Here is a 14,732-nt window from a genome sequence, read left to right as displayed (position 1 = left end):
GGCGGAAACGACCGAATCAGCAGGGGCCGGGCAGAAAGCCCAGGGCACCGTATCCGTTGGTGGCTTCGGCAGGGGTGTGCTCACCCGGGTCGGGATGCCAGTCACCGAGCAGCACCAGCCCGGGCTCCACCAGTCGATAGCCGGGCAGGAACGCGGCGATCTCGTCGCGGCTGCGCCAGGTCAACGGGGTGGTGGTGTGGCGATAGACCGCCTCGCTGCGGCGGACCTGCTCGGCGCTGAGGGTGACCGGTGAGCCGTGCGAGACGGCCAGGTAGCTGCCCGGCACGCAGGCTTGCCGGTAGGCCGCCATGATCGCGACCGGCTCGTCGGAGTCGGGAATGAACGGCAGGATCGAGATCGCCAGCACCGCCACCGGGCGGGTGAAATCCAACAGTCCCGCCACACCCGGAGCCGACAGCACCGTATCCGGCCGGCGCAGATCCCCTTGGGTCACGGTCACCCGCGGTTCGGTGCCGAGCAGCTGGCGAGCGTGGGCCACGGCCACGGATTCGATGTCGACGTAGGCGATGCGCGAGGCCGGATTGTGCTCGTGGGCGACCTCGTGCACGTTACCGACCGTGGGAATTCCCGAGCCCAGGTCCAGGAACTGGTCGATGCCTGCCCGGCAGAGATAACCCACCACGCGCCGCAGAAACGAGCGGTTGGCCCGCGTGTAGTCACCGCCACCCGGGGCCGCGGCCAGCGCCTGCTCGGCCGCCTGCCGGTCCACCGCGAAATGCGCCGACCCACCCAGGTAATAGTCGTACATCCGTGCCGCGCTCGGCCGGTCCACATCCACCTCGGGCGGCACATCGACCAGCGGGTCGAACGCCGTGTGCCCCGATTCGTCCCCTCGGCCCATCGGTTCCTCCTTCGCAGTGCCGAGCACGGTTTCCACGAAACCGTAATCCCACCGCAGAAGCCCACACCACAGCCCGACCGTCTGTCCCGGTGGCTGTTTCGACGGGCGAGCACAACGATTGAGGCCGCGATCACCGGGGTAGGCCGCTGTCGCCCGAGTTGTCACCCTAGGACAGCGTGGTCGCGGAGCAGGAGAGGCTGTCTACGAGTAAGGAGGACCATGCATCCCGTACGGCTGCGGTGGCGGACTCGCCGGGTGCTGGCCGTCGCGGTCGTGGCGGTGTTCGGTCTCGCCGGGTGCTCGGCGGCAGGCACACCAGCCCGGCCCGGAAACCCTGTCGCGGTCCTGCGGATCGAGGTGCCCGTGCACGAGCCGATGTGGTCGCACACCGAGCAAGTGCTGCTGGCCCTGGCCGAGCACAGTCCCCGCATCGCCAAGATCGATCCGTCCGCACGGCTGGGCACGCCCTCCACGGCCCGGACCACGCTGTCCCGGCCACTGCGCGATGTCGGAGAGAACATCGTCACCAGCCCCACCGGCGACGACGTGGTCTATGTTCCCCAGCCGAACCTCGACCGGATCGCCGTGGTCGGTCTCGAGGGCCTGCGCCGGGTCGAGGTCGTGCAGGCAGGCCCGTCGCCGTCGTTTCTGGCCATCGATGTCGGATCGCACGTGCTGCTCGCCCTGTCCGAGGACGGTTCGACCGTGACCAAGGTGGATATGCAGGGGTCCACGGCCCTGCCCGCGGACGACGTGCGGGCAGGCCCGCAAGCCGAGCTGGACGGGGCCAAACGGGGGCGGCGCATCGAATACCACGTGGCAGGACCCGACGGCATCGCCCACTACAAGGGCGTCCCGACGTCGGTGCACAAGAAGAGCGAAATCCCCATCAGCGCCGAGAAAACCGCCGGTGACCTCGTCAAAGCCTCGCGTGTCTACGTCGCGGTCACCGGCACCGACCGGCTGCTTGCCGTGCAGACCACGCCCACCGGAGAAGGCATGGAGGTGGTGGCCCAGGCCAGGCTGGGCGAGCCGGTGCGCCACCTGGGTGTGGACGAGACCCGCATCTATGCGGCGACCGAGCACGAGCTGGTGGTCTTCGAGACGAACAGCTTCGAAGGGTATGCCCACCACAGGTTCCCGCTCGTCGAGACCATCGACTTCCGAGCCGCTCTGCAGAACCGGGCACTCGAGAACGCACCGCTGTCGGGCCTGGCCGTGGGCTCCGACCGCGTCTACCTGACTCTGCAGGGCCATCCCCATGTCGTGAGCGTGGCCAAGCCGAATCTCTGACCCGGAAGAGGCAAGATCCGGTCGACCGGAGGGAAGGTGGGTGGTGTGACCGACGAGCGAGCAAACAGCCGCGTGATCGGCGCGGACACGGACCTCGATCTGCTGTTCGCCCAGGTTCAGGCGCTGCGTGAGCTGGCATCCGACCCGGACAAGGCCCAGGACAGCGACCGGGTCTACGACTTCGGCATCCGGTGGGCGGTACTGCTGTACGGCCGCCTGCAGCGCCTGGACCACTACCACCACCGCAGCGAGCTCGCACCGGACGAGCAGGCGCGCTACGAGAGGCTGCGCGCCGAACTGCGCGAGGCGGTACCGCTGGTCGAGCGCTTGGGCCTGCCGCGTCCGGACAGAGCCTTCGCCGACGCCGATCCTCGGTAGCGGCCGAGCAGGAACCGCCCGGCCGTCAGGACGTCAGGAACTCGGATCCGCGCAGCGTGATCCCGGTGTGGGCAGCAGGACACGCGGGGTTGGTACAGGTCAGCGCGACCATGTAGGCATCGGTGTCCTCGTGCAGGAACAAAAACCCCAGATACAGGGCGTCGCCGACCTGGAAATCACCGCCACCGCAGCCGCCGCAGGCCGGGCGCCTGCGGAGCAGCTGCCGGCGAGCCCGGTGCTTGTGCTCCTCGCTCAGCACCGTGATCTCCGGACGGATCTGTTCGGAGGTGCTCACTAGATCTCCACGTTTTTGTCGTAGAACACGTTGTCCTCACGCCATCCCCCCATGCCCTCGCCGATGGCCGAGTAGTCGGAGAGGACCTCGATACGCTCGATCCACTTGGCCATCTTGAACCCGACCTGGGTCTCGAGGCGCAGGCGCAGCGGAGCACCGTGCTCGATGGGCAGCGGGCCACCGTTCATTTCGTAGGCCAGCAGCGCCTCGGGATGCCGGGCCAGGCTCAGATCGATGACCTCGTAGAATTGTCCGGCTCCTTGTGCGCTCGGTTCGTCCCGGCCGGCATCCTGCATCGTCAACAAGCACAGGTAGCGGGCCTGTGGCAGTGGCTTGACCAGATCCACCAGGTCCCGCATCGGCATGCCGCTCCACTCCCCGATACTCGTCCAGCCCTGGATGCAGTTGTGCAGTACCCGCTGGGTCTGTTTCTCGGGCCGGGCACGCAGATCCGCCAGGGTGAAAGTCATCGGGCTTTCCACCAGGCCCCCGACCTCCAGTTTCCAATCCACGAAGTTGTGCACGGCCATGATCTTGTATTCGTCGCTGTCGGGGGGCTTGCCGTTGACCCGATGCTCGGGCGAGATCCGGGCCGTCGAGTAGTCCTGCTTGGACACCAGCGGCGTCAACAGCAGCTTGCGGACTCCCATGACCAGCGCCCCGAGAACTCGCTGCACCGTGCGCGGGCTTTTCAGGCTGACCACCGTGGCCGCGACGTGAACCACCACGATCGCGGCGATGATGACCAGGGACCAGGCGATCGCCCACTGCGGATCCCGCACATCCCCGAAGATCATCAAGGCGTTGAGCTGTCCCCAGCCCCACAGACCGACCATCATGAGATGCACGGCGAGGAACCCGAGGAAGGCCAGCAGACCGAAAAAATGCAGACTGCGCGCTGTCTGCCTGCCTCCCCACAGCCGGACATACCGCGGGAACCGCGCCTCCAATGCCGGGGACTGTGCGATCCCGGTCAGGATCTGAAACGGTGCCAGCAGGAAGATGACGAAGGCGTAGCTGAGCTTCTGGATGCCGTCGAAAGGCTGGCCCGGCAGCAGCGGAGGCAGATTGAAACTCAGGTAGGTGAGCAGATCGTTCCATGCCGTGGGAAAGATCGACCACGAGTACGGGATGTAGCGGTGCCACTGCCCGGTCGCGAACAGCAGGATGTAATAGGTGGCCCCGGTCACGACCCAGCCGATCACGCTGAGGAAATGCCAGTGCCTGCCCATCCCGAGTTTCTTGTGTCCGGGCAAGGACAGCACGGGAGAATAGTCCTCTTCCTCATCCAGCGTGTCGTAGAGCTTGTCGGTGGGCATGGTCTTGCGGGTGAATCTTGCCCACTCGGTGCCGGGTCTGCTGTCGTCGCGCCAGTACAGCTTGGGATGAGTGGCCAGGATTTCGATGCCGCTGCGGATGAGCAGAGTCAGAAACAACACGTTGACCCAGTGCTCGATCCGCAGCCAGACGGGAAAGTCCAACTCGGCCACGATCGCCTCCTGTGCACATCGACACCTCGTCAGCTGTGCCACTGCCGCCGCTGGGGCACAGCGACGTTCATCCCGGTCACCACCGAGACGTGCAGGGCCAGAAACAACACCGCGAGCAGCAGGGAGAAGGTGCCCAGAGCGTAATCCCACCGGCCCACCAACTGGGACAGTCCGGGCAGACCCAGGGTGCGGCTGAGCAGGTACATGGCCACCGACGTCGCCGAGGCCAGGCTTCCCAACGCCCACCCGGCCCTGGTCAGGGCAGGCCTGCGTCCGATCACCATGCCCGCCGAGGCCATCAGCGCACCAGTGGCCAGCAGAGCGAAATACGCGGCGAGGTAGACCGGGAAAACGGCAGTCCCCAGCAGCAGGTAGAGGTGGATCGCCGCGAGACCGCCCAGCAGCACGACCCCCGAGAACGTGGTCACTCGCGGGACGTTGAAGGCGAAATACCGGTAGAAGGAAAAAAGCTTGCCCAGCCCCGTCCACCGAAGCACAGTGCTCATCGGCTGCCACCGGTCGATTCGATCGTGACCACCTGCCAACCTGCCACCCGCTGACGCTAGCACCACCCGAAGGTGGATGCATGGTGGAAGAACCCGCGCCGGATCATCCCCACAGGCTCATGTGGTGCAGCTGCGGCCACAGCACCGGCCACGGCTGTATGGGATCTCGGGCCAGCCAGATCGGCATGCCCTCGTAGTAGGTGGCCACCGCCTGTCCGGTGTGGACCGTGCCCACCTGGCGCACGGTGTGGAAATAGCGGGTCAGCAAGGTGCGGTCGGCGCCGAGGTAGAGCACCTGGTTCGTGGTCTGCGGCGGGCGTGCGAAATACCAGAATCCCCGGCTGGGGCTGTAGACCTCGGCGATACCGCGCTGGGGACCGTAGTGGTGCAGCGCAGCGGCCGACCAGTAGTCGTGGGTGAGCACGGCGGTGGTGCGGCGCTGCTTGCGCGGCACCCTGCGATACGCCTCGGCCACGGTCTCGGCAAGGGCGGGCCAGCCGATGCTGGCTCTGCTGATGACCTCGGAAGCCCCGATCGAGGTGGCGGGCAGGACCGGCAGGGCCCCCAACGCCAACCCCGCCGAGACCGTGTAGGCACCGGCCACCGTCCACCACTGGCGAGGTGAGCCCAGCAGGGTACGGCGGTGCTGCAGCCCCACCACGGCCACGGCGAACAGCAGCGGATACAGCCCGGCGATGTAGTAGGTCCGGCCACCGGCGAGCAGGAACACCCCGAGCAGCAGCAGAACCGTCCATCCCAGAAACCGGTACCGGCGGAAGTCGCGGGCACGAAGCAGGAACCACAGGCCGAGAAGTCCGAGCACGGTGCCGAGCACCCCCACTTGGCGCCCGACCGCGAACACAAACGACCAGGGGCTGCCCGTCTCGGTGGCCACCGTTTCGGCCATGGCCCACTGGGGCCAGCCGTGCGTGGCCTGCCACACCAGCGTGGGCACGGCCGTCAGCACCGCCACGGCCCCGCCGACCCACAGCAGCGGCCGCCGCAGCAGTGCGCGCGGACCGGCCAGTGCCACCGCCACGGCGAGCGCAGCCCACAGGGCCGGAACCAGGAACTTGACCTGCAGCGCTGCGGCCGTGGCACAACCGGCCCCCAGCAACAACCGGTCGTCGGGGGTTCCCCGGGCATGCAATCGCACCCACCGCACGAGCAACCAGATGATCAATGTCCACAAGGCCTGATCGAACGACCAGGTCACCAGCAGGTGCCCGGAACCGAGGAAATGCGGCGAGACCGCACACGTTGCCGCGGTGAGTGTCTGAGCCCGGCGGTTGCCGCCGAGTTCCCGTGCCGTGACCGCAGCCAACACCACACAGCCCACGGTGACCAGCAACGCCGGAATACGCAGCGCGACCAGCGAATCCGGAAACAGGCTCTGCATCACCCGAGCCAGCAGCGGCACGGCCGGTGTCTGGTCGGCATAGCCCCAGGACAGGTGATCTCCGGCTGCCAGGAAGTACAGTTCGTCTCCGAAATAGCCGTAGCGGCCGCTGGTCAGCAGTAGCACACCGGTCAGCGCCGCGGCCAGCACCAGCACCGGTCCCACAGCCGGTGCCGCCAAGTCACGAGGGGCAGCAGGAGACGGCAGCTCCGGCGCCGCCCGTGTCGGGGGCACGCGCGGAGATGAGGAAACCATCCTTACCTGGCCGGTTGCTGCCTCAGCGCCGCTTCGGTGCCGGATCTTTGCGCAGCAGGTCCGGCCCGATGATCCGCCGCACCACGCGCCGGGCCAGGCTCCGGCGTTTGCCCGCCGGTGCCGGTTCGGTCCGCGCCGGTTCGGTCCGCGCCGGTTCGGGCGGGCGCGCGATGGTGTCGGCAGCTATGTGCTGTGTCTCGACCGGCGTGCTGTGCGGCTCGGCCGAGGGGGGCGGGGTGGGCGTCTGCGTTGTTTCTGCGGCCGGTTCGGCGGCGGTGGTGGTCTCGGTTGCCTGCCTGTCCTGTCCCGTCCCGGCCGGGGACCGGTCGGGATTGAGGCGTTTGGCGAACTCGGGGGGCTTCTCCCGGATGGCGGGGATGTAGGGCTGGGTGACTTCCAGCTGTTCGGGCTCGGGGTGGGCGGGGGTGCGTGGCTCGTCCAGCGGTGGCAACTCGCCCACGATGCGGGTGGTCAGCGGCCCTGAATCCGGCCGTGCCTGGTCGTCGGCAGGGGACTCCGTCGGCACCATCGGCTGGAACCAAGGTCGAGCAAGGTCGTCTTGAAGTGTCATCCGTATCGACTCGGGTGAGGAACAACGGCCAGTACCACCGGCGAGTGAGCCCCACCGGCGATCCAGACCCTACCGGTCACGATCCGATCAAGCATCACCCACTCTTGCCCGCGACGCGATGCCCCTCAGCGGGATCCGCCGGGTTCCCCAGCCGAACCAGGCCCACACGGCCAGACCGATCCCTGCCACCACGGAGCCGATGCACCCGTTGAACAGATCGCCGATGGTGTCGGCGTAGCCGACGAACGGTGATCCCTGCGGGTCGGGGTAGCGGAGCCATTCGTAGAACTCCCACAGCACGGCGATCGCGGCTCCGAGAGCGAAGGTCAGCAGGATCAGGGCGGGATTACGGACCTGGCGTTCCTGCAGGGGCGGCACCAGCTCGACTCGGACCAGCAGCAGGTAGAGGGCTGCGGCAGTGGCTGCGGGAGTGATGATGTGGATCGGGATGTCGATCCAGTCCAGGAGCAGGTACCAGCCGGCGACATTGGCCCAGCCGGCCAGTAGCCAGGTGACTGCGACGGCGAGGTCGACCGGGCGGGGCAGAGCCGTGGCTCTGGGCACGATCAGGATCACCGACACGATGACGAACACCAAGGCCGACGACCAGGAATACAGTACCCAAGCCAGCGGTATGCCCGCCAGGCTCACCAACCGCAGGAGGTCGGCAATGATGTCCACGCCCCGTAGCAGGGTGTTCCGGTGTGTCCTGTCCATGGCACCGCCTCTTTCCGTCCCCGGCCACTGTGCCTCAGGGCACAGCACCGACGCAGCACGCCACGTGACCGATGCGGCTTTTGCGGTCGACGACCACACCGGGTGCGGGATGAGCAGGACTGTTGTGGCACCGAAGGGTGGCGTCCATCCCGGGGGCCGCTACGGGCTGTCGGGACTCTCGCCCCACGCCCGGGAATGTGTCTGGCAGCGCATTCGTTCGGCGATCACGATCCGGGCCGCCTCGACGGATTTGCCCACCACGAGATCGGTGCCGTAGCCGTACTGGTCCAGGACCCCGTCCAGGTGGAACGTCGCGTAGCCGTGCGCCTGGGCAAGCAGCTGCTCCATGAGCTCCAGAGCCTCCTGCGCGGTGGGGGCCACCGCGCAGGCAAGCGAGAGAAAACAATCCATCAGCGCACGGCTGCTCGTGTGCAACTCGGCATGTTCGGGGTCCTGCAGTCCGGAAGCGAACACGACGTGGAGCCCGGCGCGCCGCTCGATCACGAACCCCGTGTAACTGCCTGCGGCCGCGGCCAGCTGATCCACGGGAGTGGTGTGGGCTGCGGCCGCGAGACGGATCCGTTCGGTGAGCTGGTCGGCGACCGTGGTGGCGACCGCGGCCAGCAGACACTCCCGGTCGGGAAAGTGCCGATACGGCGCGGCAGTGCTCACCCCGGCCCGCCTGGCCACCTCGGCCACCGAGAAACCACGGAGCCCCCGCTCGGCGATGAGCTCCAGCGAACTCGTGATCAGCGCGGCACGCAGCTCGCCGTGGTGGTATCTGCCTGGCATAAGACGGATCACACTCTCTCGGTTTGCCCTCAATGTAAGAGGCCTCTTACTGTAGATCTGTATCCAGACAGAGCACTATCTCGGTGTGTTCCGGCGAAACCGGGACCTCCACGGAGGATTTCATGGCACAGACTCACGCGATCGCCGCTGCCGGACCGGGTGCGCCGCTGGAGCCGACCACCCTCGAGCGACGTGAGCTTCGCCCGGACGATGTGTGCATCGACATCGCCTACGCCGGGATCTGCCACACCGATATTCACCAGGCCAACGAGGACTGGGGCAGCGCGATCTTTCCGATGGTGCCCGGCCACGAGATCGCCGGCGTGGTCTCGGCCGTCGGCTCCGCGGTCACCGCACACCAGGTCGGCGACCGGGTCGGCGTGGGCTGCTTGGTCGACTCCTGTGGCGAGTGCGAATACTGCCAGACCGGTACCGAGCAGTTCTGCCGGAGCAGTGTGCCCACCTACAACGGCGTCGGCCTCGACGGTGAGAACACTTACGGCGGCTACAGCAGGCAGGTCGTGGTCAAAGATGCCTTCGTCTGCAGAATCCCGGAAGGTATCGAGCTCGATGTCGCCGCGCCACTGCTCTGCGCGGGTATCACCACCTACTCACCGTTGAATCGGTGGAACGCCGGTCCGGGCAAGAACGTCGCCGTGGTCGGCCTCGGCGGGCTCGGTCACATGGCAGTCAAGATCGCCGTGGCGATGGGTGCTGAGGTCACCGTCCTGAGCCAGAGCCTGAAAAAGCAGGAGGACGGCCTGCGTCTCGGAGCGAAGAACTACTACGCCACCAGCGACGAGTCCACTTTCTCCGCTCTGCGGGGCAGCTTCGACCTCATCCTCAACACCGTCTCGGCCGAGTTGGCCGTGGACTCCTACCTGGCAATGCTGCGCGTCGGCGGGGCGATGGTCAACGTCGGCGCACCCGGCAACGCGCTGTCGTACAACCCGTTCTCCCTGATCGCAGGTAACAAGGTCCTCACCGGCTCGATGATCGGAGGGCTACCGGAAACCCAGGAGATGCTGGACTTCTGCGCCGAACACCACATCGGCGCCGAGATCGAGGTCATCTCCGCCGATCAGGTCAACTCGGCCTACGAACGGGTACAGAACAGCGACGTCCGGTACCGGTTCGTCATCGACACCGCCACTCTCGGCCACAGCTGAGGGTGCGCTCACCGGCCCCGGTGGTGCGGGACCACTCGGCACGAGTGGTCCCGCACCGGTGCACTCCGGCCTGGTTCCACCGCTGGCCCGCGGTCGTCCGGGAGAGGCGCAGGCCTGCCCGCACGAGGAGAGCGGCCACATGACGACCGAACCGCCGTTGCTGCTGGCGCTGGACTTCACGGGCACGTTCGCGTTCGCGCTCAACGGCGCGCTGACCGCGGTGCGTGCCGCCCGGCTCGACATCGTCGGTGTCGTCGCGCTCGGCATGATCACCGCACTGGGGGGAGGCATCCTGCGCGACGTGCTCATCGACTCGGTCCCGCCCGCGGCCTTCCGCGACTGGCGGTATCTGGCCCTGGCCCTCGGCGGCGGGTTGGTCGCCTTCGCCCTGAGCCAGTGGCTGGACCGGCTGGAGATGCCGATCAACGTGCTCGACGCCATCGGGTTGAGCACGTTCGCGGTCATCGGTGCGAGCAAGGCGCTCGGGGCCGGGCTGGGCATCGGACCGGCGATCATCCTGGGGGCGATCACCGGGGTGGGCGGCGGCACGATCCGCGACACCCTCATCCGGCGGATCCCGTCGGTGCTGCAAAGCGACCTTTATGCGATCCCCGCCCTGCTCGGCGCGGCGGTCACGGTCGGCACCATCCACGCCGGCGTCCACGGACTGCCTGCCGCGCTGGTGGCGGTCGCCACCTGCTTCACCGTGCGCATGCTCGGAGTCCACTTCGGCCTGCAGGCTCCCTCACCGCCCGGCGGGCGCCACTGAACTCCAGCGGAGGCCGCGTTCAGCGGCGAACCGACCAGGACGCAACGGCACAAACCGCTGAGCCGGAATGCTCGGCTGCCACCCCAACACCGCCGAGACCGTGGCCGCCGAAGCCGGTGCCACCTGCCTGACAGCGCTACGCTCCCGGCGATCACGGCAGGGAAGGACACGGTCCACAACGGAAGAAGGGGGCTGTTCGGCTCATCGGCTGGCTGATGTGGACACTGGCTGGTCGTGCGGGCGCGGCGTGCTGCCGGATCGTGTGGTGAGCACGAGGACCGGCACCAGGGCCACCGCGATGATGCCTCCCGCGAGGGACAGCAGGGTGTAGCTTCCGGCGGCCACGATCATGCCGGAGGCCAGGCCGCCTCCGGCTCCCGCCACGGCGATGGCGACGTCGACCAGCCCCTGGGTCTTGGCGCGCGTGGCCGGCGAGGTGCTGTCGGCGATGATCGCGGTGCCGCTGACCAACCCGAGGCTCCATCCCAGGCCCAACAGGCCGAGCGCGACCGCCAGCAGCGCGACCGACCGTGGTGGGGCGAAGGCGCCCACCACTCCGGCGGCCAGCAGGGTGAGGCCGGAGGCGGCGGCGATGGGCAGCCGGCCGAAGCGGTCGACGAGGAAACCACTCAGTGGGGACGGCAGGTACATCGCTGCGACGTGGATGGCGATGACGGCTCCGGCCGCGCCGATGGAGTGGCCGTGGTGCTGCATGTGGATCGGCGTCATGGTCATGATCGCGACCATGACCAGCTGGGTCACGACCATCACAGCGGCCCCGAGCACCACGCGGCGCCTGTTGCCGGTTGCGGTGGTGGAACGAGTCGGGCCGGGTTCGGCGTCGGGCTCGGCCAGCGCGCGTGCGGTGATCAGTGGGTCGGGACGCAGCAGCGACCACAGCACCACTGCGGCGGCGGCGTAGGCGGCCGCGGCCAGCAGGAAGGGCCCCGCCAGGGGCGGGATGCTCCAGGACCGGGCCAGCGCGCCCAGCGGGGTGACCAGGTTGGGGCCGACGACAGCGCCGAGGGTGGTGGCCACCAGCACGGTACTGAGTGCTCGAGCACGGTGGCCGGGGGTGGCCAGGTCGGCACCGGAATAGCGGGCTTGCAGGTTGGTGGCGGTCCCGGCCCCGTAGACGAACAAGGCGATGAACAACAGACCCACGTTGTCGACGGCGGCAGCGACCACGACACCGAGGGCACCCAGCGCCCCGGTGGCGTAGCCGGCCGCGAGCCCCGTGCGGCGCCCCCGATGCTGCGAGGTGCGTCCGATCAGCGCGGCCGCTACGGCCGAGCCTGCGGTGAACAGGGCACTGGGCAGGCCGGACAGGCCCGTGGTCTCGAGCATGTCCTGGGCCAGCAGGGCGCCGACGGTGATGCCTGCGGCCAGCCCCGCGCCGCTGAAGATCTGGGCGGCGACGAGGACGGCCAGGATGCGTCGTTGGGCAGGGTGTAGTGCGGCCGCGGTCGCGGTGGTCATCAACGTTCCTTCGGGGAAGTGGTGGATCAGGCGGCGTTGACGGGCAGGCCGTCGCGGCGCCATTCGAGGATGCCGTCCTCCAGCAACGCGGCGTCGCGTCCGCTGGCCTGCAGTAGCCGCACCGCGTCGTAGGACAGCACGCAGTAGCGCCCGCGGCAGTAGGCGACGACCTCGGTATCGGCCGGGATCTCGGCCAACCGGTCGGTCAGCTGGTCCACGGGGATGGAGACCGCGCCGGGCACGTGCCCGGCCGCGTACTCCTCGGCGGGGCGCACGTCCAGCACCAGGGCCCTGCCCTCGGCGGCGGCCTGCATGAGCTCCGCTCGACCGACCAGCCGGATGCCTGCGGTGTCGAGATAGGCGCGGCGGATGGTCTCCACCTCGGCGCGGTGGGCATCGGCGACCCGGCACAGCACCGACAGCAAGCCGGCCACATCGCCACCGGCCAGCCGATACCACACGCTCGTTCCCTGTCTGCGCGTGGTCACCAGCCCTGCCTCGTGCAGCACCTGCAGGTGGGCCGAGGCGGTGGTCAGCTTCAGGCCCACAGCCCGGGCCAGCTCCCGGACCGGGCGTTCGCCTTGGGCCAGCAGTTCCAGCAATTCCAGACGTTTGCCGTGCGCCAAGGCCTTACCGGTGCCGGCGATGGCGTCGTACAGATCAGTCTTGTCCATGGCCACGCCGCCATTATTCCATAGTTCCGTGGAATAAGAGAGATATGTGTCCACCAACCTGCGCCCACTCGTTAGCCGAATCGGTTACGCACCAGTCATCGCGCCTTGTCGGCGACCGAAGGCGGCCCTCGAAAGACGGGATGCGGGAACGCAGCGCTCATCGTGCCGCTCTGGCGCACCCCCTTGTTTCTCTGCTCAATTTCGTTTGGTTTGTTTATTACGTTACAAACCAAACTAAAATAGGTTTGACGACCGCGCATAAGTGCGCTTATGTGCGGTTGCGGGGCGAGGGTGGTCTGCGACCGCCGGAAGAGGCAGGAACGGAGCAAGGAACAGTCGCCGGGCTTTTTCCGGGACTGCCGAGGGAAGGTCAGCAGGCGTCAAAACTGGTGGGGCGTCACCGTGACGAAATAGGGTGCTGGGTCTCTTCCTCACGGAGTCGTCTGGCTGAGGCCGGTGATCCGTCCGTGGTCGAGGGTGAGAACGCGGCCGTTCCAGCGTTGCCGCAGCCAGCGGTCGTGGCTGGCGATGAGGACGGCCCCGGCAGCGGTGTGCAGGGCATCCTCGAGTTCCGCGGCCAAGGTCACCGACAGGTGGTTGGTGGGTTCGTCGAGCAGTAACACCTGAGGCGGGTCGGCCAGCAGCGTGGCCAGCGCCAGCCGACGGCGCTGGCCGACCGACAGTGCCGCGAGGGGGCGATCCAGGTCTCGTGGGCTGAGCAGTCCCAGCTCGGCCAGCGCGGGAACATCCTCTCGCCGACGGGTGACCTCGGCGTAGACCCGCCGGGGGGTCTGCGTGGGATCGGGGAAAATCACGTCCTGCTCGAGCAGACCGAGGCGCAAACCAGGCTTGCGGTGCACGGTGCCGGCATCCGGCTGTAGCTGGGCAGCCACCAGGCGCAGCAGCGTCGATTTGCCCGCCCCGTTGGGTCCGGTGATCAGGAGTTGATCGCCTCCTGTCAGGTCGAGCTCGTCGATGCGCACACGACCGTCGACGGCGGTGTGCCGCAGCTGAATGAGCACCTCCTCGGTGGTGTGGCTGGTGACCGCTGCGGAAAACTGCAGCGGTCGCGGTGGTTTGCGCACCTGGTTTCGGGTGAGTTCGTCGAGACGCTGCCGGGCGTTGCGCACGCGCCGGGAGATCTGTTTTTGCACCCGGCCGCCCTTGTAGTCATAGGCCAGCTTGCTGGTGTTGCCTCTCGCCGAGCCGTGGCTGACCTCGCGGGCGGTGACCGCCACCGCCCGCCGCAACTCGGCGAGTTCACGCTGTTCGTCGGTGTAGCGCTGTTCCCACCGCAGTCGATCGGCGCGCCGGGTGTGCAAATAGTCGGAGAACGTGCCGCGATAGCGGGTGAGACCATCGAGACCGGGTTCCATATCGACGATGTCGGTACACACCGCGTCGAGGAACACGCGGTCGTGACTGGCCAGCACGACCACACCGGGCAATGCCGCCAGGTGCCGCTCCAGGAACGCGATCGCGGCATCGTCGAGGTGGTTGGTGGGTTCGTCGAGCAACAGCGCCCGGGGCCGGCGCAACAGCAGCGCAGCCAGCCCCAGCCGGGATCGTTGCCCGCCGGAGAGCGTATCCAGGGTGCGCCGCCGGGAGAGACCATCGAGGCCGAGCCCGGCCAGGACGGTCTCGACGCGGTGCTCGGCCTCCCACACACCGTGGTCATGGGCCCACTCCAGTGCCTGCCCGTACTCGGCGAGCACTTCGGCATCCTCGGGGCGTTGCGCCAGCGTTTCGGCCAGTTCGGTGAGTGTGCGCTCGACGGCACGGATCTCGGCCAGTGCGTCATCGAGAACCGACTGCACCGTGTTCCGCAGGTCGAAGGGCATTTCCTGGTGCAGGAAACCCAGGTCATGAGGAGCTTCGACGTCACCGACGTCGGGGTGCTCATGTCCGGCGAGCAGGCGCAGCAAGGTGGACTTACCGACGCCGTTGTCTCCGACGAGCCCCAGGCGATAGCCGGGGGCGGCCGTCAGGGACACGCCATCGAGAACACGACGATCCCCATACGACTTGACCAGATCACGAGCCAGCAGGGCAGCAGCAGACATCAAGTAATCACCGATCGCAA

15 protein-coding genes are annotated in these 14,732 nt (G+C 67.9%); 4 read left to right on the top strand and 11 right to left on the bottom strand.

Annotated elements, in window-relative coordinates; all coding sequences use genetic code 11:
- Positions 1 to 16: 16 nt before the first annotated feature.
- Complete coding sequence (locus JOF55_RS00360) at positions 17 to 862, bottom strand: SAM-dependent methyltransferase (RefSeq protein ID WP_310267747.1); 846 nt, start codon at positions 860 to 862, stop codon at positions 17 to 19.
- A gap of 219 nt (positions 863 to 1,081) precedes the next feature.
- On the opposite strand from JOF55_RS00360, the gene JOF55_RS00355 reads away from it, so the two are divergent.
- Positions 1,082 to 2,155, top strand: coding sequence for a hypothetical protein (locus JOF55_RS00355; RefSeq protein ID WP_310267744.1), 1,074 nt, complete (start codon positions 1,082 to 1,084; stop codon positions 2,153 to 2,155).
- Positions 2,156 to 2,200: 45 nt separating this feature from the next.
- The gene (locus tag JOF55_RS00350; RefSeq protein ID WP_310267741.1) at positions 2,201 to 2,533 is read left to right on the top strand and encodes a hypothetical protein; all 333 of its coding nucleotides are present in this window, start codon (positions 2,201 to 2,203) and stop codon (positions 2,531 to 2,533) included.
- A gap of 25 nt (positions 2,534 to 2,558) precedes the next feature.
- Here JOF55_RS00350 and JOF55_RS00345 read toward each other — a convergent pair whose 3' ends face one another.
- The 7 genes from JOF55_RS00345 to JOF55_RS00315 form a co-directional block, all read right to left on the bottom strand.
- Positions 2,559 to 2,828 (bottom strand): hypothetical protein, encoded by a 270-nt coding sequence (locus tag JOF55_RS00345; RefSeq protein ID WP_310267739.1) that lies wholly within the window; start codon positions 2,826 to 2,828, stop codon positions 2,559 to 2,561.
- Complete coding sequence (locus tag JOF55_RS00340) at positions 2,828 to 4,318, bottom strand: molybdopterin-dependent oxidoreductase (RefSeq protein WP_310267736.1); 1,491 nt, start codon at positions 4,316 to 4,318, stop codon at positions 2,828 to 2,830. Before JOF55_RS00340 ends, JOF55_RS00345 begins: the two co-directional genes overlap by 1 nt.
- Before the next feature lie 29 nt (positions 4,319 to 4,347).
- Positions 4,348 to 4,824 carry a hypothetical protein gene (locus tag JOF55_RS00335; protein WP_310267733.1) on the bottom strand — a complete coding sequence of 159 codons (477 nt, stop codon included), beginning with the start codon at positions 4,822 to 4,824 and terminating at the stop codon, positions 4,348 to 4,350.
- 103 nt (positions 4,825 to 4,927) lie between these two features.
- Positions 4,928 to 6,457, bottom strand: a complete 1,530-nt coding sequence (locus JOF55_RS00330; protein WP_310267730.1) for an ArnT family glycosyltransferase — start codon at positions 6,455 to 6,457, stop codon at positions 4,928 to 4,930.
- A 43-nt stretch (positions 6,458 to 6,500) separates the two neighbouring features.
- Positions 6,501 to 7,007, bottom strand: coding sequence for a hypothetical protein (locus tag JOF55_RS00325; RefSeq protein WP_310267727.1), 507 nt, complete (start codon positions 7,005 to 7,007; stop codon positions 6,501 to 6,503).
- A 129-nt stretch (positions 7,008 to 7,136) separates the two neighbouring features.
- On the bottom strand, positions 7,137 to 7,766 hold the full coding sequence (locus JOF55_RS00320) for a DUF2238 domain-containing protein (protein ID WP_310267723.1): 630 nt from the start codon (positions 7,764 to 7,766) through the stop codon (positions 7,137 to 7,139).
- 159 nt (positions 7,767 to 7,925) lie between these two features.
- Positions 7,926 to 8,558 carry a TetR/AcrR family transcriptional regulator gene (locus JOF55_RS00315; protein WP_310267720.1) on the bottom strand — a complete coding sequence of 211 codons (633 nt, stop codon included), beginning with the start codon at positions 8,556 to 8,558 and terminating at the stop codon, positions 7,926 to 7,928.
- Between the two features lie 122 nt (positions 8,559 to 8,680).
- Here JOF55_RS00315 and JOF55_RS00310 point away from each other — a divergent pair, with 122 nt between their 5' ends.
- Positions 8,681 to 9,727 carry an NAD(P)-dependent alcohol dehydrogenase gene (locus tag JOF55_RS00310; RefSeq protein WP_310267717.1) on the top strand — a complete coding sequence of 349 codons (1,047 nt, stop codon included), beginning with the start codon at positions 8,681 to 8,683 and terminating at the stop codon, positions 9,725 to 9,727.
- Positions 9,728 to 9,866: 139 nt separating this feature from the next.
- Positions 9,867 to 10,496 (top strand): trimeric intracellular cation channel family protein, encoded by a 630-nt coding sequence (locus JOF55_RS00305; RefSeq protein ID WP_310267714.1) that lies wholly within the window; start codon positions 9,867 to 9,869, stop codon positions 10,494 to 10,496.
- A 201-nt stretch (positions 10,497 to 10,697) separates the two neighbouring features.
- On the opposite strand, the gene JOF55_RS00300 is transcribed toward JOF55_RS00305, so the two are convergent.
- The 3 genes from JOF55_RS00300 to JOF55_RS00290 form a co-directional block, all read right to left on the bottom strand.
- Positions 10,698 to 11,975, bottom strand: a complete 1,278-nt coding sequence (locus JOF55_RS00300; RefSeq protein ID WP_310267711.1) for an MFS transporter — start codon at positions 11,973 to 11,975, stop codon at positions 10,698 to 10,700.
- A gap of 26 nt (positions 11,976 to 12,001) precedes the next feature.
- Positions 12,002 to 12,649, bottom strand: a complete 648-nt coding sequence (locus tag JOF55_RS00295) for an ArsR/SmtB family transcription factor (RefSeq protein ID WP_310267707.1) — start codon at positions 12,647 to 12,649, stop codon at positions 12,002 to 12,004.
- Between the two features lie 431 nt (positions 12,650 to 13,080).
- Complete coding sequence (locus JOF55_RS00290; protein ID WP_374727332.1) at positions 13,081 to 14,712, bottom strand: ABC-F family ATP-binding cassette domain-containing protein; 1,632 nt, start codon at positions 14,710 to 14,712, stop codon at positions 13,081 to 13,083.
- Between the last annotated feature and the right edge of the window lie 20 nt (positions 14,713 to 14,732).

This window comes from Haloactinomyces albus (assembly GCF_031458135.1).
GTDB lineage: Bacteria > Actinomycetota > Actinomycetes > Mycobacteriales > Pseudonocardiaceae > Haloactinomyces > Haloactinomyces albus.
The sequence above is the reverse complement of the archived record's forward strand: the minus strand, read 5'-3'. Positions and strand labels throughout refer to the sequence as shown.